The sequence below is a fragment of the Umboniibacter marinipuniceus genome, from assembly GCF_003688415.1.
Taxonomy (GTDB): domain Bacteria; phylum Pseudomonadota; class Gammaproteobacteria; order Pseudomonadales; family DSM-25080; genus Umboniibacter; species Umboniibacter marinipuniceus.
In genome coordinates this window covers 389394-407585 of sequence record NZ_REFJ01000001.1, presented here as the reverse complement: position 1 = coordinate 407585, position 18192 = coordinate 389394, and the positions used below count along the sequence as shown (strand labels likewise).

General features: G+C 49.8%; 14 protein-coding genes. 8 read left to right on the top strand and 6 right to left on the bottom strand.

Features of this window, described 5'->3' with window-relative positions; genetic code table 11:
• Nucleotides 1-22 precede the first annotated feature (22 nt).
• A complete protein-coding gene (locus tag DFR27_RS01900; protein WP_121875764.1) occupies nucleotides 23-1630 on the top strand; it encodes a sodium:solute symporter family transporter in 1608 nt (535 codons plus the stop codon).
• Between the two features lie 115 nt (nucleotides 1631-1745).
• Here DFR27_RS01900 and DFR27_RS01895 read toward each other — a convergent pair whose 3' ends face one another.
• From DFR27_RS01895 to hisD, 4 genes are read right to left on the bottom strand one after another with little or no spacing between them, the layout of a single operon-like run.
• Nucleotides 1746-2507 carry an HpcH/HpaI aldolase family protein gene (locus tag DFR27_RS01895; protein ID WP_121875763.1) on the bottom strand — a complete coding sequence of 254 codons (762 nt, stop codon included), beginning with the start codon at nucleotides 2505-2507 and terminating at the stop codon, nucleotides 1746-1748.
• On the bottom strand, nucleotides 2504-3223 hold the full coding sequence (locus DFR27_RS01890) for an alpha/beta fold hydrolase (protein WP_121875762.1): 720 nt from the start codon (nucleotides 3221-3223) through the stop codon (nucleotides 2504-2506). Before DFR27_RS01890 ends, DFR27_RS01895 begins: the two co-directional genes overlap by 4 nt.
• 23 nt (nucleotides 3224-3246) lie before the next feature.
• A complete protein-coding gene (locus DFR27_RS01885; RefSeq protein WP_121875761.1) occupies nucleotides 3247-4281 on the bottom strand; it encodes a LacI family DNA-binding transcriptional regulator in 1035 nt (344 codons plus the stop codon).
• A complete protein-coding gene (gene hisD / locus DFR27_RS01880; RefSeq protein WP_121875760.1) occupies nucleotides 4259-5548 on the bottom strand; it encodes a histidinol dehydrogenase in 1290 nt (429 codons plus the stop codon). The genes DFR27_RS01885 and hisD overlap by 23 nt, the downstream gene beginning before the upstream one ends.
• 144 nt (nucleotides 5549-5692) lie before the next feature.
• On the opposite strand from hisD, the gene DFR27_RS01875 reads away from it, so the two are divergent.
• Nucleotides 5693-6454 carry an SDR family NAD(P)-dependent oxidoreductase gene (locus tag DFR27_RS01875; protein WP_121875759.1) on the top strand — a complete coding sequence of 254 codons (762 nt, stop codon included), beginning with the start codon at nucleotides 5693-5695 and terminating at the stop codon, nucleotides 6452-6454.
• A gap of 7 nt (nucleotides 6455-6461) precedes the next feature.
• On the opposite strand, the gene DFR27_RS01870 is transcribed toward DFR27_RS01875, so the two are convergent.
• Nucleotides 6462-7364: an aldo/keto reductase gene (locus DFR27_RS01870; RefSeq protein WP_121875758.1), complete on the bottom strand. Its 903-nt coding sequence runs from the start codon at nucleotides 7362-7364 to the stop codon at nucleotides 6462-6464.
• On the bottom strand, nucleotides 7361-9034 hold the full coding sequence (locus DFR27_RS01865) for a cation:proton antiporter (protein ID WP_121875757.1): 1674 nt from the start codon (nucleotides 9032-9034) through the stop codon (nucleotides 7361-7363). Before DFR27_RS01865 ends, DFR27_RS01870 begins: the two co-directional genes overlap by 4 nt.
• A 65-nt stretch (nucleotides 9035-9099) precedes the next feature.
• On the opposite strand from DFR27_RS01865, the gene DFR27_RS01860 reads away from it, so the two are divergent.
• From DFR27_RS01860 to DFR27_RS01835, 6 genes are all read left to right on the top strand, one after another.
• Nucleotides 9100-9876, top strand: a complete 777-nt coding sequence (locus DFR27_RS01860) for a hypothetical protein (RefSeq protein ID WP_147434495.1) — start codon at nucleotides 9100-9102, stop codon at nucleotides 9874-9876.
• Nucleotides 9873-11498, top strand: coding sequence for a M4 family metallopeptidase (locus DFR27_RS01855; RefSeq protein ID WP_121875755.1), 1626 nt, complete (start codon nucleotides 9873-9875; stop codon nucleotides 11496-11498). Before DFR27_RS01860 ends, DFR27_RS01855 begins: the two co-directional genes overlap by 4 nt.
• Nucleotides 11499-11503: 5 nt before the next feature.
• Nucleotides 11504-11857, top strand: coding sequence for a JDVT-CTERM system glutamic-type intramembrane protease MrtJ (mrtJ, locus tag DFR27_RS01850; protein WP_121875754.1), 354 nt, complete (start codon nucleotides 11504-11506; stop codon nucleotides 11855-11857).
• 173 nt (nucleotides 11858-12030) lie between these two features.
• On the top strand, nucleotides 12031-14409 hold the full coding sequence (locus DFR27_RS01845; RefSeq protein ID WP_170150745.1) for an ATP-binding protein: 2379 nt from the start codon (nucleotides 12031-12033) through the stop codon (nucleotides 14407-14409).
• Entirely contained in the window at nucleotides 14406-15371 is a 966-nt protein-coding gene (locus tag DFR27_RS01840; protein WP_170150744.1) for a mechanosensitive ion channel family protein, read from the top strand. The genes DFR27_RS01845 and DFR27_RS01840 overlap by 4 nt, the downstream gene beginning before the upstream one ends.
• The gene (locus DFR27_RS01835; RefSeq protein ID WP_121875752.1) at nucleotides 15371-18175 is read left to right on the top strand and encodes a GGDEF and EAL domain-containing protein; all 2805 of its coding nucleotides are present in this window, start codon (nucleotides 15371-15373) and stop codon (nucleotides 18173-18175) included. Before DFR27_RS01840 ends, DFR27_RS01835 begins: the two co-directional genes overlap by 1 nt.
• Nucleotides 18176-18192 lie beyond the last annotated feature (17 nt).

The window sequence follows — 18192 nt, the reverse complement described above, 5'->3', positions numbered from 1 at the left end:
ATAATAATGATGGGGTAAATCTATGTACGAATTTGGGGCTCTTAACTGGGGCGTATTAGCAGTCTATTTGATTGCCAATATTGGCCTGGGTGTATTCTTAAGCACCAAAGTTCAATCAACCAACGACTTCTTCTTGGGTGACAAAAGTATTCCGTGGTGGGCAATTGGTATCTCCGTTGTAGCAACCTACGTCAGTGCGCTTTCTTTCCTTGGCGGGCCAGCCTGGTCCTATAGCGAAGGGCTAGCGGTTATTGCGATTCACCTCAATTATCCCTTGGTGATTGTGTTTGTTATCACCTTCTTACTACCCTTCTTCTACAATAGCGGTGTGGCATCCATTCACGACTACCTTGAGAAGCGTTTTGGCGTTAAAGCGCGAACGGTTATGAGTGCCATCTTCCTGACATCTCAAGGACTAACTACCGCGGCTGCAGTCTATGCCACCGCACTGGTCATTAATTTCATCACGGGCTTCGGTGTAACCGAGGCAATTGTTATTGTCACCATCATTGCCCTGCTCTACACCATGATGGGCGGTATTGCGGCCGTAATTTGGACTGATGTTGTTCAGGCCGGTATCCTGCTAGTTGGTGCGTTGATTATCTTCGCAGCACTACTCGATGCACTACCAGAGGGGCTAATGACCACGCTGGAGTCGCTGAAAGATCAGGGAATGACCAATGCCTTAGTCACCAAGTTCTCGCTGGCCGAGGTGTCTACGGTTTGGAGTGGCGTTATTGCTATGACACTGTTCCATATCACCGTATATGGCGCGAACCAGATGATGGTTCAGCGAACCCTAACGTCGAAAAATATCGGTGACGCCAAAAAGTCTTATATGATGATGGGCTATGGCGCGATCTTCATCTACTTCCTATTTTTGCTTTTAGGGGTGCTCTTCCACAGCTACTATGATGGCAAGACCTTCGAAAACGGCAATACGATCATCTTGGACTTCGCCTCTACCCTCGCAATTCCCGGTCTAATGGGGCTCATTGCGGCAGCTGTAGTAGCGGCCTCAATGTCGAGTTTGGACTCAGCATTGAACTCGATGTCAACGGTCACCACCATCGACATCTATCAGAAGTTCTTCAAACCTGACGCATCCGATGAGCATTACCTCAAGGCGTCACGGTGGTTCACAGTATTTTGGGCGGCAATGATTATTGGTCCAGCCATCCTCTATGCAAGCAGCGAAGGCTCAATTCTTGAAACGCTCTCGAAGGTTGGTTCTTTCTTTGTAGGGGCTAAGCTAAGTTTGTTCGGCTTAGGTATCTTCTCAAAGCATACCACTGAGCGTGGCGTGCTCATTGGCGTGCTTTTTGGCTTCGCTTCGGTTTGGTACGTTGCTAGTTACACCGACATCGCCTGGCCATGGTTTTGTGCTATTGGCGCCATCACCAACACCCTTGTCGCACTGGCGGCGAGTCTTATTCTTGACGGCAAGGCGAAGGAACACTCGCAGTATACCATCGTTGGTCAACGCAAATGGTTCGCGGAAACCGGTACGCCTACCACCGAGAACGGCTGGTCACTACTGCCCGGTAAATTGGATAGAGCCAGTCTCTACTTACTTGGCTTCTTCTTCGTTTCTATTATCGCGCTTTGGGCATTTAACGCCTTTATCTAGCGAGTTAAAACCTTTTAAAAGCTGGGCCGTCCCAGCTTTTTTATGCCTACAAAAAAGGCTTCGCTCTAGTCCTCTGGTGGGGATTTGTGCGAAGCCTTGACGTTATCGTTGCTTGCTAGAAGTGCTTAGACACATCCTCGACGAGCGAATTTGCGCCCTGCTTGATAAACGAATGATCCGATGACATCAAGAATAGACGGACCCCGCGTTCCACCCAGAAGGACACATCATCTGCGGAGGGTACAAAGATTCCCACAGCCTTACCGGTCTTTTTCGCCGCACCGCAAACACGTTCTGCCAGCTCCACAACTGCCGGTGCTCGAGGTGATGTCTCACCCAGCGCTACCGTCAAATCCATCATGCCAATAAACAAACAATCTATACCATCTACCGCAGCAATCTCTTCAATTTCATCAAACGCGGCTAAGTCTTCAATCTGTGCAATGACTACCGTGTTATTGGCAGCGTGTTGTAAGTTTTCGGCAACAGTATTACCCGCATAGTTGGCGGCACGTGTGGAGCCCGCGTAGCCTCTTCCCCCGTCACCATATTGGCAGACTTTAGCGATATCGACGGCTTTCGCTAAACTATCAACGTGTGGGACCACTACGCCCGTTGCACCGCAGTCCAGCGCATTGAGTAATTGCGAAGGAGCTGCCGACGGAACTCGGACGAGCACCGGCATGTTTCCAGCTCGATACGCGAAGATATTGGCATCAATGTCCTTTCTATCGAACGGCGAGTGTTCCGCATCAAGGCACACTAAATCCATGTTGGTTCGAGATAGGACCTCCGCCAACATCATTGAAGGCGTTTTTACAAAGGTCCCTACTAGCGCCTCTTTATTGGCCAAGCGTTGCTTGAGTGTCTGCGTCATGATTTTTGCTTCCATAGTTCTTCAAGATATTTATTCACTATCAACGGTGCTTCTAAAGTCACTAAATGACCGGCGGAAGGCACCACCCCTAGCGTTGAATTAGGTATAACCGTCGCCATCTGTTGGTGTAAAGCTGGGCTACACAGTGCATCTTCAGCACCGCATAGTACCAGCGTTGGAACACGGATTTGCGGCAACGATGCTAAACTGTCCGGTCGCGTTTCTAATGCTTGCCATTGCGCATCGAAGGCTTCAACGCCCGAGTCCATTGCCATGGCAAGCACACAGGCTTTAATCGTTGAATTCATCACGTTATCACGGGCTACGTAGAGTGGAAATAATTCATTCAGCAAAAACGCCTCGAGAAATTCCTCGCCGCCTTGTATCGCGAGCTGACGTTGCTGAGCCCTCAAGCCCATTCGCTCTGGTTTTTCTGCCTGAGGATTACCATCCATAATCACTAATGATCTTACGCGCTCCGGCGCTACCCGCAGAATTTCAAAGCTAATAATCGCGCCCATCGATAAGCCAACGAGGTGAAAATCACCCGTCACGCTTCTAAGTGCGCGCTGCGCCATAGCAGAAATTGAAATGTCTTCGGGGGAGTGTTCCGCTACCGTACAGTGGTAACGGTCTTGAAATGCGGCTAACTGCGGCGCGAATAAGCGCTCATCACACAGTGAGCCGGGGATAAAAAGAATATTTTCGCGTGTCATAAATCCAGCCAGTGGGGCTGAACTTATGCGCTCAGCCCGATATTTAATTTCCCGCCAAACTGTCGTTTTTCTGCGGGGATTGACGAATCTTCAATTCGTTCCATCAACATGCTTACCGTTGCCTCAACCATTCGTTCAAGCGGTTGAACAATGGTTGTCAGATCGTAGGCCTGCCACTTTGATGCAGCGATCCCATCAAAGCCAACCACCGATAAGTCTTCGGGAATTCGTAACCCGAATTTCGCCCTCAACGTATCGATGCAGCCAATAGCCATAATATCGTTAGCGCAAATCACCGCCTGCGGCAGCTCACGCGCTGAAGACATCATCTCTACGGTACTTGCTGCCGCACTGTCATAGGTATAGTCACCTTGGTAGACATCGAAATGCGCGCCAGCTTGCTTCAATTGGGTTACGGCTCCCTGTAAGCGCTCTTGCGCAACCGCTGAGTCATTCGGACCGCTATAGACGGCAAAACGCTTATGGCCTCGCGAGAGTAGATGCTCAACAAGAAGCTTAGCACCCTCGAAATGATCACAACCAACGGAAGAGATACTTGAGTCAGAGAACACTCGATTGTAGAAAACTAACGGTATCCCGCGTTTACGGCACTGCGCTATCTGGTCATCGGAGAACTGCGACGCTGCGATGATGCCATCTACCTGGTATTGCCATATTTGATCAAGCACAGCGCGCATATCGCTGGCTGCGCCCACCGTAAAGAGCAGAATATGCACCCCGTGCTCAGATAATTTTGCATTGAGATGCGACATCATCTCGGGATAATTCAAATTAGTGAACTCGGTTGTGATCACCGCCACAATGTTTGAGCGGCGAGTAATTAGCCCTCTCGCAATTGCGTTCGGCTGATACCCAAGTTCATCCGCAGCCTTCATCACTTTCGCTCGCGTCTTCGCCGAGACACTCGCCCCGGCTTTGAAGCAGCGAGATACTGCAGATTGCGAAACGCCTGCTAGGCGCGCAACGTCATATGACGTTGCGCGATGGTTAGCGGGCTTGGCTACTTTTTGATTATTATTTACCGAGCTTTTTTCCATATCGTTCCACGCGGATATCGGCCTGCGCCTTGTGCCCCGCGAAACCCTCTACTGCACAAAGACGTGAACAGTATTCACCAATGTGGTGCGAAGCTTCTTCCGTAAGGCGCTGATAGGTACAGGTCTTGATGAATTTACCAACCCATAATCCACCAGTATAACGCGCTGCTTTGTTGGTTGGTAGGGTGTGGTTCGTGCCCACTACCTTATCACCATATGAGACGTTGGTCTCGGGTCCAACGAACATTGCTCCGAAGTTCGTCATGTTATCGAGGAAATAGTCAGGATCTTCAGTCATCACCTGAACGTGCTCATAGGCAAGTTCGTCGGCAACTTGCAGCATTTCTTCGTAGGTGTCACACAGAACGATCTGACCGTAGTCTGCCCAAGCCTTACCCGCAATATCAGCGGTAGGCAATACTTTCAACTGGCGCTCAATAGCCGCTAAAGTATCATTCGCTAACTGCTCCGAATTAGTTAGCAACACAGCTGGTGAATTAGGCCCATGCTCTGCCTGACCAAGTAGATCCGTTGCACACAATTCACCGTCGACAGTTTCGTCGGCAATGACTAAGGTCTCCGTTGGGCCGGCAAATAGATCAATTCCCACTCGGCCAAACAACTGACGCTTTGCCTCAGCAACGAAGGCGTTACCTGGACCCACTAACATATCAACCGGTGCGATAGTTTCGGTGCCAATCGCCATTGCGCCAACAGCTTGAATACCCCCGAAACAATAAATTTCGTCAGCACCAGCCATGTCCATTGCGACCACAATAGCTGGGTGCGGTACGCCATTGAAGGGCGGCGCACAGGCAATAACTCGCTTAACCCCAGCAACCTTTGCGGTCACAACACTCATATGTGCGGACGCAACTAGCGGGTACTTACCACCAGGAATGTAGCAACCCACGCTGTTCATCGGAATATTCTTGTGACCAAGAATAACGCCCGGCAATGTCTCTTCTTCAACGTCCTTCATTGAGTTGCGCTGAATTTGAGCGAAGTTGCGCACTTGAGTCTGCGCGAAGCGGATATCTTCGATCACTTGCTCTGGCAGCTCATCGTAAGCCGCTTTAATTTCTTCGGCGGTTAGACGGAACGGCTTATCGCTTGGCCAGCCATCAAATTTTTCGGCGTAAGCATGCACTGCCGCATCGCCATTCTGCTCGATATCGGCGAGCACACCTTCTACCGTTTCGCGGACCATGCGATCATTATTTTTAGCGACTTCTACGTCAATACCGTCTTTTAATTTTCTAATCATTGGAGCACCTATAAGTACGAATTTTATTGTTCAATACAGGCAGGTTAGTTATTTTTGACTTCGAATGCAATATTTGTCTTTTAATTTCTAATCAGGTAAAAGATAATCTCACCTATTAGACATATTCTAGAGCGAGCCGCCATAATGACTTCGAATTCAAAATCACCCTATAGTAACTCCCTGCTTTCGGGTCGAACGGCACTGGTAACCGGTGCAGGGAAAGGCATTGGCAAAGCCTGCGTAGAATCACTCGTCGCCGCAGGCGCCACGGTTATCGCTGTTGCCAGAACAGAAGCAGACCTTGATCAGTTAGTCCTGGAGCATGGAGATCGGGTTGTTGCTTGGTGCCTAGACGCCACCAGCGACGAACTATTAACCCGAATCAGCGAGTACCAGGGCATCGATATCCTTGTCAATAATTTAGGCACCAACACGCCTCAGCTTATCAGCGAGCTTGACGATGAGGTACTGGATCAAATGCTCGATATGAATGTGCGTTCGCTCTTTCGCATCACCCGTTCGGTAGTTCGCGAAATGATAGCGAATGGTCAGGGCGGTTCTATTATCAATATCGGCTCGCAGATGGGTCACGTGGGCTCGCCGAAACGTTCCGTTTACTGTGCCACCAAGCACGCGGTAGAGGGGCTAACTAAGGCATTGGCTGTGGAGCTAGCGGAGCACAATATTCGGGTAAATAGTGTGGCACCTACCTTCATTGAAACGCCAATGACTGCGCCGATGTTTGCGGACCCCGACTTTCAGGAGTTTGTGATGGAACGGATCCCACTCGGTCGTGTGGGGCAAGTGTGCGAGGTTGCCAATGCCGTGACCTTCCTGGCATCGTCCGCCTCATCGCTAACGACAGGATCATGCGTCAAAGTAGATGGTGGCTGGACCGCACAGTAATTTCCAGCTAGGGCACTCCGTGCCCTTTAGACGCCACCCAGACTCGATACCAGTCTTCGCGACTAAGGCTAATCTTACTCTGCTCCATCGCGCTCGCTAGTCGATTAAGCTTACCGCTGCCATTAATGACTAGCGGCTTACTCGGATGGCGTATTACCCATGCATAAGCCACACCCTCAAGGCTAGTCTCATACTTTATCGCGAGCTCGCGCAAACAGCCTACCACACGCTGCGCTTGCTCTGTTTGCGCGTTGAATAGTGAGCCACCAGCTAAACAAGACCACGCCATGGGCCTAACCGCTGCCATCTGCAACCGATCCGTTATACCATTCTCGAAGGCGTCGAAGTTAAGTGGGTTCAGTTCCACCTGGTTGGTGACCAGTTGACCGTCAAATCGATGGTTTAGCAGCTCGAATTGGCTAGCGCTGAAATTGGACACACCAAACGCCCCTACCTTACCTTCTGCACGGAGCCTAGTGAAGCAGGCTATCACCTCATCAACATCCATGAGCAAGTCAGGACGATGTAATAGCAGAGTATCAATGTGCTCAATCTGCAGCCGCTCCAGCGAGCGCTCAACCGAGCTAACGATGTGCTTAGCGCTGGTATCATAGTGATTGATCGACACGCTGTTTGAGCTCGAAACCAGCTGGATATCGCATTTAGTGACAACGTGAAATTGGTGGCGAACCGATGGGTCGAGGATCAAGGCGTTACCAAATAGTTGCTCACAACGATAATCGCCGTAGATATCGGCGTGATCTCCGATCGATACACCAAGGTCCAAATGGGCCTTTAGAAAGCTCAACGTTTGCTGTGCGCTAAATTGCCAATCTGCTAACCGCCAATAGCCTTGAGCCCAGGTTTCGTTACCAACAAACTGAAAGGGCGAATCAGAGGCCACCGTCATAACCCTTCACTGCGAAGTTCATTTTCAAGTTGCTGTGTGAGCGTATCATCCAGCGAAAGCAGTGTTGAGACATTAGTTACCGCGCTGATGGTCGCTTCCACCATTTCAGGGAAGAGGTGATTCGCACCGAGTGCTATCAATTCATCCACCCCTGCCGAGTCTGGGAGCCGAATCATGAGAGGCGTAGTCACATCGGCACTACGAATGTGTTCAATCACTTCCGTAGCGTGATCAAGCGTATCGAAGCTAAGCAATGCTAGCCGAGCGGAGCCAATCCCACAGGTCGACAGAATGCTCATCTCGGTACAATCACCATAAGTAATGCGAATACCTTGCTTGCGTGCCGCGGCAACAACTTCAGGGTCTCGTTCTATAACCAAGTAGGGAACTTCCTGCAGCGCCAGTAATCGAACCACCGCTTTGCCAACTCGACCATAACCACCCACCAGCACTAACTTTTCTTGATCATTCGCTGTGGTCCCGTCATCGGTATCTAGCTTGCTCGGCTTCAGCCAGCGCGCAACAACATGATGTCCATAGCGAATAAGAAATGGGCTCAAAGCCATACTTAGGACGGCAACAATCATGATGAATGATGCTTGTTCATTAGGCAGTAACCCATAGCTCACGGCAATAGTAAGCAGCGCCAAGCCGAACTCTCCCGCTTCGGACAGAATTAACCCTGACTGAGCAGCAGGTTTGGCGGGATAGCCCAACAGACGGATTAAAACGGCAATAATTAACGCTTTCAACGCCACTAACGCCAACGTAAAGAGGATAATCCGCGGGGCATACTCCACCAACATTGAGGCATCGACATTCATCCCAACGGTTACAAAGAATAACCCTAGAAGAATATCTCGAAATCCACGGATATCGCTTTCGATCTGATGTTTATAGTGACATTCGCCTAACATCATGCCGGTTACGAAGGCGCCCAAAGCCATTGACAGCCCCGCCGCATGGGTAACCCAAGCAGCAACCATCACAATAACAAGGGTACTCAGCACAAAGATTTCGCTAGACTGTGACTTGGCGACTTCACGGTAGACAATGGGTAGTACCCAGCGCCCCACTGCCAAGAGTATTGCCGCAAGTAGCAAACCTTTCACCAGTGCCACACCCAGCGCAGTGCCTAAATCAGCTCCCGATGACGCGCCAAGCACCGGTATAACGATCAATAGCACAACGGCGACAAGATCTTGAAATAGCAACACACCTATGGAGAGTCGGCCGTGGTCGGTATGGACCTCACCTAAGGTGGAGAGCTCTTTCGTGACGATAGCGGTAGATGACAGCGCCAGAGCCCCAGCAATAACAAATGCGGACTCTACTGAGGCTCCCCAAAGATAGGTTGCAGACCCGAAAATGAGCATGCAGAGTAGTACCTGCGCACTGCCCACGCCAAACACAGGGCCCTTTAGACGTAGTAGTTTAGGGACTGAGAACTCAAGACCCAGGGCAAACAGCAAAAAGACCACACCGAACTCGGCGAGAAAGCTAAATTGCTGCGGCTCGTCTATCCACCCCATTACACTGGGACCAATTACAGCGCCAGCAACTAAATATGCTACGATGCTGGGCACGTAAAGCCGACGAAAAATTACTGCTGAGGCTAAAGCTGCTGCTAAAATTATGAGTAACTGATCGAAATACTGAGTATCTAACATACCGTTAAGCCTATTGTCCCTTAGTGCAACTTCTGAGATTATCACAGTTGTCTCTAGCCGAGACAATGTCTATCTCGAAAAGCGGTACAACCGCTATCTTGGAGAAGCGTTTCATGAAGTTCTTCCACATCAGCGTCATGCTCCTCATCCTCACCATGAGTCAAGGTGGGCTAGCTAACGATTTCAAAACTATACAGCAGCAACTGAGCGAAGCTTACCGCTTCGATTTCTTGGATGTACGGGAACAATACCAGCTTACTCGATTTAACCTCCGAGGCATTCAGCCTCGAGCGCTCAGCGACCAAGCTGATTTTAGCGGGGTAGATTTTCTCCGCCAGTTCCCCTCACTAAGTCAAGAAACACCGCTATTCCAATTATCGGAACTCTCGACAACTCACCACCAGGACCGAATTCACCAGCAGTACGCAACCACCCATCTGAGCATACCAGTGCGCGGTAGCGATATCCGAATTCATCGCGATAGTTCAGGTCGGCTTGGCAGCATTAATGGACAAAGTGTCGCCATCAGTCCTCGCTTAGCAGGCTTCGCCAGCCAGTGGGGCAGCGAAGCGGAACTCGACCAGAGCCGAGTATCGGCTCCGCAGTTGCTTTCATACGCGGCCGCTGAACTCGATATCCCAAGCCGTTTCATGACGGTAACCCGCAGCCAAACTGAATGGGTAAATGAAGCGCCTAACCTTCGCCAGACATTCGACGTGACCGTTGGCGGTAACAATATGCGCGTGCTACTCGAATTCGACGCCATCACCGGCGATCTGCTGAAGGTTGATAACCGCATCCATTTACATCAACCGGTTGATAAGATGGTGGGCTACCAATGAAACTTTTCAGCGTGTTAGTGCTCGCCGCTTTATCCGTTTCGGCCTTTGGTGATTCACTCAATACCAACCAAATAAAACATTACTCTTTCACCCTATCGGCGGGTAACAGCTACGAGATCAGCCTTTCAAGCAACGCCGGGGCATGTGCCAATACCGAAGAAGGGACTTGTTGTGTCCTGCTCGCAAATCAGTTCGCACAGCGCCCGGCCATCGATTTCTTCGAGGCCATCGCCGCGACTAACGGGAATAACCCTGACAATCCGCCTGCAAGCATCATCCTGGAACGAGCCACTGATGGGGTAGCGTCGGTTGCTGTTTACGCAGTGAACGCATGTACTTTCGACCCTCCGAGGATTACCGATCTTGGTCCAAGCAATGCTATGGCTACCACCGGCGCGGGTACTGGCCAACTAGGAAATAGGGTTAGCTTAAACACCCTTCAAGTTGGCACCACTGACTATCTCCTGCAAGATTTAAGTCGCCAGACTGATGCCGATGGCGATCAGCCAATCGGTGCAAAGATTTTAGCTGAAGCAGCGTTTGGTTATTATCATCCGATTCGCCGAGCCCTCAGCGAGCAATCGGCTGATAGCAATAACATTTGGGATAGTGAAATCCAGGAAGAACTTACAGACGCCAACCACCATTCGGGCATCGTCTACGATTACTGGCGCGAAGTACTTGGCATCAATTCATTTGATGATCAGGGCGCCACGATGTTGGCATTGGTGAATGTGTCCTACCCTGCACGCCCTACTCAGTTCTGTGACGAAATTATTCCAAGGGGGTCGCTTTTTAACGCATTTTGGAATGGTGAAACCATTGTTTTCACCCCCCGAAACCAAGCAGATAGAAACGGCAAAATATGGCCAATAAGCCTGGTTGCAGCGCTAGATGTCGCCGCCCATGAGTGGGGCCATGCCGTTTCCGATAGAGCGGTCGATCTCCGCTATCAACGTGAGTCAGGCGCGCTCAATGAAGCCTTTTCAGACTGGATGGGGATTGCCGTGGAGTTCTATTCGGGTGAGGACAACTGGACCATGGGAGAAGGTGTGGTCACTATTCGCGACATTAAGGATCCGCTTAATTATGGACAACCCGAAATATATCAAGGTGATCGATGGACTGACACCAGTGTTGCAGCCTGTCCCAATCCAGACATCTGCGAGAATGATTACTGCGGTGTGCATCGTAATAGCGGCGTGGCGAACAAGATGTTTTATCTGCTTGCAAACGGCGGAACGTTTAATGGCGAAACCGTTGATGGGATTGGCTTGGATCTTGCGATGCAAATTTCCTACGATGCGATTCGTTACTACTGGACCTCCGATGAGACCTTCCTCGGCGCGAGACTAGGTATGGAAGATGCGGCTCTGGGCTATAGCGCCGGCGCCGCGGAGCAGGTGGCCAAGGCATGGAGGGCGGTTGGGGTGCTAACCAATTCCGAGCTAAACGGTTCTGAATCAAATGAAAATTCGGTTACAACGGATAGTGGCGAGTCGTCAAGCTCCGGTGGCTGCAGTCTGTCGGAACCCGGATCTAATAACGGTCTAGGCTGGTTGGCGTTAGCTGCCCTTGCCTGGTGGCTGCGTAGACGCTTGAATTCAACGCCACTTTGTTAGCAGATATGACCGAGCTTTCAGCCCTCCACATCGGTATCTTTGTCATCCTGATGCCCGTTGTCGAGGAATTGTTATTTAGAGGAATATTACAGGAACAACTCTATCGAATATTACCCAAGGACAAGGGACGCCAGTTAAATATTAGCTTTGCCAACTTGGTCACCTCCGTTATTTTTTCACTCACACACTGGCTATTTCGAGACTCGGTCACCGCTCTCCTGGTGTTTCCCGCATCGTTGCTGTTTGGTTGGCTCTATGAGCGTCACCATACCCTAACGCTCCCTTTAGCGGTGCATATTTTGGCCAACTTCTTATTTCTTTGGGCGACATCAATTTTTTATGGCGTGCCGACTTTATAGGGCTGCGGGATTGAACCTATTCTCCGAGGCTATCGCGTGATCCGAATATGTGACTGCCAGTCCAATACGCATCATCGCCCATGGCGATAAAAGATATATCCTTGCGGTATCAAGTAACTGACAGAGCAACAACTCACATCGTGTCTATACTGCAATTTATGGCACCATTTTCTATGACTCAACGAATCCAATTAGAGCGCTCCTCCCTATACCTCCGCGTAGGGTTAGCGCTTTTGCTTGCCCTACTTTATATGGGCCTTTCTACGCAGCTGTCTCACGCAGCCGTGCCGTTGAATCGAGGCATACCCGCCGATCGTAGTGAGAGTACGCTAGATTATTGGACCGAGCGACTGGCCCAGAATTCGGTAGCATCTGAACGTGAATTCCGCCAATTTGACAGTGACCTCAATCACTCCATTAATCAATTCAAACTACTACTTCAGTCCCCGCAAACAACACTCAGTGATGTCGGAGCCAATCGCCGCTTACTTGCTGGCCTCATCGACCTCCGGCGTCGTATTTTTGCCCAAGCGCCGCCCGCTCTGCGCAGAGAAGTCTATGGTTTCGGTGAGTTAGGCGTACTGTCAGCAAAAACTGAATTTGCCATTGTCGACATTGCGACGCACGCTCATCGCTTCGAGATTCAGCAAACTATCTACAGTGCTGAGTCAGGTTGGCAGTTGTCGGCAATGATTGAAGCTCGGCTAGCTGGACAGCTCACTCTGCTGCTCATTGGCTTTGTGGTATGGCGTTTCCGTATCGTTCCTCAGCTCCAAGTCGCGGCAGTTAACCGCGAGTATAGCGTTTCTCGATGGCGTTCCACACTGAGCTGGCTATTATTGTCCATGCGACGGCCACTCGAGTTTCTCGTGCTGCTTTGGGCCGTTATGGAGATCATTTCAAGCGAACTACCCCGCCTGGACTTCAGTATTTTACATGACGCGCTCTTCTGGGCCGTCGGCTCTTTCCTCCTAGCGCGGCTCATTTACACCATTGGCGCAACGGAGTACCGTCGAAACCATACCCTAGACCGCAACGCGAGAAAACGCTGGCAGGTGATATTCACCGCAGCCACCATCGGTGCGCTTATTGGCTTTGGCTACGACGCTGCTCATGACTTAAACCTTGCCAAGATGACGCTAGAAACGTGGTATTTACTGGCGTTAATACCGCTTTCCCTTCCTCTCGTAGTATTCCACTGTGCTGTCTGGCGCGAACACATTTTTGAAACCTTAGCCCGAGTCGACTATCAATCGGTTGGCATCGCAAAATGGTGCTTACGACACCAGTCGGGATTTAGCGCTTGGTATGTTGTGCCAGTAGCGGCGATCTATCTAAGCTGGCAATGGCTGAGCAGGTCTGTACTCGCTGTCCTAGCAGAAAACCCCACCTTTCGAATCTTACTCTCCTATCTTTTTCAGGCTGAGGTAGCTAAGCAAGTGGCCAAATCTGAAGGCGAAGAGCCCAAGCTACTGCCCATCAGCCAATCACAGAAAGACGAAATCGTGCGCGGCCCGGGCGAGCACATACCCGTAGATGAAGCGCTTAGCCGGCGGATTACTGCGCTGGTAAATCTAAATAGGTCAACAATTAGCCTGATTCACGGCGCTCGAGCATCCGGTAAAACGGCTCTTCTTCGTGGCTTGGCGAAGCAGCTCACATCACAACAACACGAGGAATCCATTAGCGTTCGGATCGTCGACTGTCCACGAGGAGATTTCGAGCATCTTCTCGAAGCGATGCAAGCGCAATCCTTTAACGATGCGCAGAGTGCCAGTGAAGTCATCAGCTACTTACGAGATGGCGAAGAGCAGGTAATCTGTATCGATAATGCGCATCGACTGGTGACGCCAACCATAGGAGGATTAGGTGAATTCGAACGCTTGATTCGTTTGATCCGGCGATCGTCGGACTCAATATCTTGGATTCTAACGATTGACACAGCTGCCTGGCGGTTCATTCAACGAGCTCGTGGCGAACGCTTTAAATTCGATCTTGAGGATCGCATGCCAATCTGGGCCTCAGCTGATATCCAACAGTTGATTGATAGTACTAATGCATCGCTTTCCCTAAAACTCAGTTTTGATCGCCTTAATTTACCTCGGCAATTTGACGAACTGGTTCAACCCAGCGACGAAGAGCTGGCAACCATTCGCTTTCGGCGTATTCTCAGCGATTACTGCGGAGGAAACCCAGGAATCGCCTTACAACTATGGTCTCAATCACTTTTTATTGACCCATCAATACCCTCTACGTATCTGGTTCAAGTTTTCGATATCTCTCGCGACGGGACCATTGACAACCTCTCTGTAAGCCTACACTTGGTCTTACGTTCCATATTACAGCTTGAGCTAGCGATCCGCTCGGACATTGAAAATGCCACGAAATGTAGCTCCGAGGAGGTGATCGACGCCCTTCGACTGCTAGGCAATCTTGGTGTCGTGGAGCGAACGGATCAAGGCTTCTATCGGGTAACTTGGCTATGGTATCGAGAAGTGTGCTCGCTGATGCAGCGCAAACACCTCCTAGTGATGGGGGAACTAAAAAAATGAGTCCTTACGTCAAAGTCTCAACTAATTTAGTTATTGTATTAACCGCCATCGTTTCAGCTTCAAGCAGTATGGGGCAGGAGCTGAGTGACACTCCCGAGATTGCCTTGGGGCAACTAAGTGAGCTTATTCGTTGGTCTGGTGTGCTCAGCTCTGTAGTGCTCGTTCTAGCGGTGGTTGTGGGCATGCGATTTATCCACAATATTGTTCAACAAATTAGCGAGCAATTCGTTCAACGTCGCTTGCTACTGCATAAACTAGAAACTATCCTGCAATTTGCAGTCTATATCACCACTACCATCGTGGTGTTCAACCTCTCTCTCCGCGTTGATGAGCGCGTACTGGCCCTGATTGGCGGCACGCTCGCTGTCGCAGTAGGTTTCGGGCTAAAAGATCTTGTTGCGTCGTTCATTGCGGGCTTGATCATTATGATCGATCGCCCCTTCCAGGTCGGTGATCGGCTAAGCTTCGATGAGCAATACGGGGACGTTGTTAGTATCGGCCTCCGCTCAGTTCGTTTAAAAACCCTCAACGATGATATTGTCACGATACCCAATAATAAATTTCTCTCAGATACCACTGTCAGTGGAAACTTTGGCGAACTCGACATGCATGTGGGCATGGATTTTTTTATTGGCTACGATCAAGATGTCTCGACGGCTCGCGCTATCATCGAAGAAGCGGCTGCGAGTAGTCGCTATATTCATCTACCCCGACCTATTGTTGTCTTGGTAGAACAAACCGTGCTCGATAATTATGTCGCGATTAAACTCCGCCTAAAAGCCTACGTGCTAGATACCCGCTACGAAAAGCTATTCGAAACTGATGTCAATCTACGGGTCATTGAAGCCTTCAGAAAGAAGGATATTAAACCCGCTGCGATTCTGCATCGACACCTTCAGCACCCAGAGAGTGAGCCAGCCCAACCCCCGCTAGAGAACAGCGCCAAAGGAACTAACAGCTAATGAGGTCGCTCCGCAGTTTTCTGGCCATTTCCCTGTTCGTGATTACCGCCGCAGTGACGGTGGCAAATCATATCTATGGCTGGCTCAAACTCGAAGCGTCGATCGAGCAAGCAATACACCAAGAGGTGTATCGCGAAACTCAGCAGGCAAAGCGTTTTTTGGAGGAAGCGGCTAACCAACTCGATGACTCCTTTTCTCTTCAGCTAATTAATAACGTTTTACTGGAGGATGATTACGCGTCATTTTCTCTCTTAGCGGAAGACCAACTAAATCAATACAGTGCAACGCTCACAGCAACATCAACGCTAGCAGACCTACTTCATATTGAGTTGGTTGAGCTGCTACCTCGTGGACATGTTGAATATATTGACCGTCATTTGGGCGACTATTTAATTAGCACACAACCGGTTTGCTTAAATTATGAAGTAAACTGCTTCAGAATTAGCTATCAAATCAACCTGAACGAGCGTTTAGATAGTGCCTACGCACAACTTACACAACAATCCCTGTTTAACCTACTATTCGGCCTTCTCGGGGCGAGTATACTTCTCATCGCTATCCATGCTCGCTTCACTCGCCGTCTAGCTCGTGCGCTTAGCGTTCTCACCCGATGGAAGATGGGTGATCTTGAGCTGAGAATTGGTCTTGATGGTCATGACGAGTTGACTACCATAAGTGATGCCGTTGACGAAATCGTTAATCAACTCAGTGACGAAAGAGTGGCCCTAGTTGAAAGCCAGCAGCTAAACCAGGCGATCATTGCCAGTGCAGAATATGCCATTATCACCTTGGATTTAGATGGCATTATTAGAACGATGAATAGCGCTGCGGAAGAACTCCTTGAGTACCGGCGTGAGGAGCTGGTTGGCAGCCATTCGCCACTTGTATTCGAACCCTTAAACCAAGAAAACCACCAGACGATCACTGAATTTCTACTCCGACGAAGGCATTCTCCTTCGCAGACTAACACCCAGGCAGTTTTCGCTCAGTCTACGTTTATCAGCAAGTCCGGTAGGACGATACCAGTGAGGCTAGCGCTCTCTTCGTTATTTGATCAAGATCGCCATCATAGTGGTTTCGTCTGTATTGCCTACAACATCTCCGAACAGGTTGAACAAGAGCTTCAGCTCCGTTTATCTTCGAGCGTTTTTAGCCACTCAAGCCAAGCGATCTTGATTGTAAATCGGCAACAACTTGTGGAAGATTGTAACGCTAGATTCTTAGAGATTTTTCAAGTGAATCGCACAGAAACTGTTGGTCACTCCGCAAGAAACTGGCTAAGTAGCGAGCACTCTAGCGCTTTCTTCAACTACATTTGGCGACAAACTATTAAAAGCGGCGAGTGGTCCGGTGAGGTTACTCAAGAAACTGCCAATGGTGATATATTCCCCAGCGAGCTGATCATGTATTGCGTCAACTCGCCAAGCGGTGACATTGAGCATGTCATTATGCTGAGTCAGGACATTACCCAAAAGAAGAATGCTGAGGAACGCCTCGAACAAATGGCATACCTTGATTCGCTAACCAGTTTACCCAATCGCTTCCTATTCAAAGACCGACTGGAACGAGCGATGACCGAGGCCATTAGAGAAAATACCGTGGTCGCATTGATGTTCATTGATCTAGACCGTTTTAAAATGATCAATGATAACTACGGGCACGAAGTTGGCGACGAGCTCCTCCAATTGGTCGCGGCACGCCTGAAACAAACACTGCGCCCGCATGACGCAATCTGTCGACTCGGTGGTGACGAGTTCACAGTTATTCTCAAACAACTACCCGTTAACAGCGCTCGGGACCTAGCTGCTAAGACTGCGGATAGACTAGTAAATGCTCTAGAAGTAGTCTTCGAGATTGGCGCGCGAAAAATATACGTTAGCGCGAGTATAGGTATTACACTCTTCCCAGAAAACGGCACTGAGTTTAGCGAGTTAACACGCAACGCGGATACTGCGATGTATATTGCCAAAGAAATGGATCAGTGTCGCTACGCCTTCTTCGAAGACCAGATGCTGGATATCAACCGACGAAGACTTAAGCTGGAGACAGCTCTGCGTCGCGACATTTCCAACAACGCCCTACGTATTGCCTATCAGCCGCTGATTGACTTTACTTCGTCTTCAATTATTGGCGTTGAAGCGCTCTGCCGCTGGGAGTGTTCAGAATTCGGTATCATTTCTCCCGAAGAGTTCATCCCCATTGCTGAAGATATGGGCATGATTGACGAATTGGGTAGCTGGGTCATGAACCAAGCGATGAAGGACTTTGCAGACTGGTCTGCGTTGCTGAAATCGCCTGCTTACCTATCCATTAACGCTTCACCACAGCAGTTTCGTGCTGATAGCTTCTCCGATTATTTAAATCACGCGCGCTTGCAATTCAATGTGAGCCCAGAGCACATTCAAATTGAAATCACTGAATCCGTATTACTTGATCATGCGCCAGCCACGACCCGGCAGATTCGAGAGCTAAGGCAAGCAGGGATTCGCATTGCCATCGACGACTTCGGCACCGGCTATTCCAGCTTGAGTTACCTCAAACGTTTCCCTATTAGCGCCCTAAAAATCGATAAAAGCTTTGTTCAACACGCCGCTAATGATCCAACAGACCTTGCTATCATCAGAGCTATCATGGCTATTGCCATCCAGATGGACGTTAGTGTTATTGCAGAGGGAGTAGAGACTCAGGCTGAGCTAGACCTACTCATTCGCGAAGCGGTTCACTGCGGGCAGGGTTTCTTCTATTCAGAGCCGCTGTATAAAGAGGAACTGGTGGAGTTTATTCGCGGATTTGAGCAACATTGATGACTCGCCGGCCCAAG

Excerpts from the sequence above, each read along its gene's own strand:
- DFR27_RS01900 (WP_121875764.1), top strand. The coding sequence starts at position 23 with ATGTACGAATTTGGGGCTCTTAACTGGGGCGTATTAGCAGTCTATTTG.
- DFR27_RS01895 (WP_121875763.1), bottom strand. The coding sequence starts at position 2,507 with ATGACGCAGACACTCAAGCAACGCTTGGCCAATAAAGAGGCGCTAGTA.
- DFR27_RS01890 (WP_121875762.1), bottom strand. The coding sequence starts at position 3,223 with ATGACACGCGAAAATATTCTTTTTATCCCCGGCTCACTGTGTGATGAG.
- DFR27_RS01885 (WP_121875761.1), bottom strand. The coding sequence starts at position 4,281 with ATGGAAAAAAGCTCGGTAAATAATAATCAAAAAGTAGCCAAGCCCGCT.
- hisD (WP_121875760.1), bottom strand. The coding sequence starts at position 5,548 with ATGATTAGAAAATTAAAAGACGGTATTGACGTAGAAGTCGCTAAAAAT.
- DFR27_RS01875 (WP_121875759.1), top strand. The coding sequence starts at position 5,693 with ATGACTTCGAATTCAAAATCACCCTATAGTAACTCCCTGCTTTCGGGT.
- DFR27_RS01870 (WP_121875758.1), bottom strand. The coding sequence starts at position 7,364 with ATGACGGTGGCCTCTGATTCGCCCTTTCAGTTTGTTGGTAACGAAACC.
- DFR27_RS01865 (WP_121875757.1), bottom strand. The coding sequence starts at position 9,034 with ATGTTAGATACTCAGTATTTCGATCAGTTACTCATAATTTTAGCAGCA.
- DFR27_RS01860 (WP_147434495.1), top strand. The coding sequence starts at position 9,100 with ATGTCTATCTCGAAAAGCGGTACAACCGCTATCTTGGAGAAGCGTTTC.
- DFR27_RS01855 (WP_121875755.1), top strand. The coding sequence starts at position 9,873 with ATGAAACTTTTCAGCGTGTTAGTGCTCGCCGCTTTATCCGTTTCGGCC.
- mrtJ (WP_121875754.1), top strand. The coding sequence starts at position 11,504 with ATGACCGAGCTTTCAGCCCTCCACATCGGTATCTTTGTCATCCTGATG.
- DFR27_RS01845 (WP_170150745.1), top strand. The coding sequence starts at position 12,031 with ATGACTCAACGAATCCAATTAGAGCGCTCCTCCCTATACCTCCGCGTA.
- DFR27_RS01840 (WP_170150744.1), top strand. The coding sequence starts at position 14,406 with ATGAGTCCTTACGTCAAAGTCTCAACTAATTTAGTTATTGTATTAACC.
- DFR27_RS01835 (WP_121875752.1), top strand. The coding sequence starts at position 15,371 with ATGAGGTCGCTCCGCAGTTTTCTGGCCATTTCCCTGTTCGTGATTACC.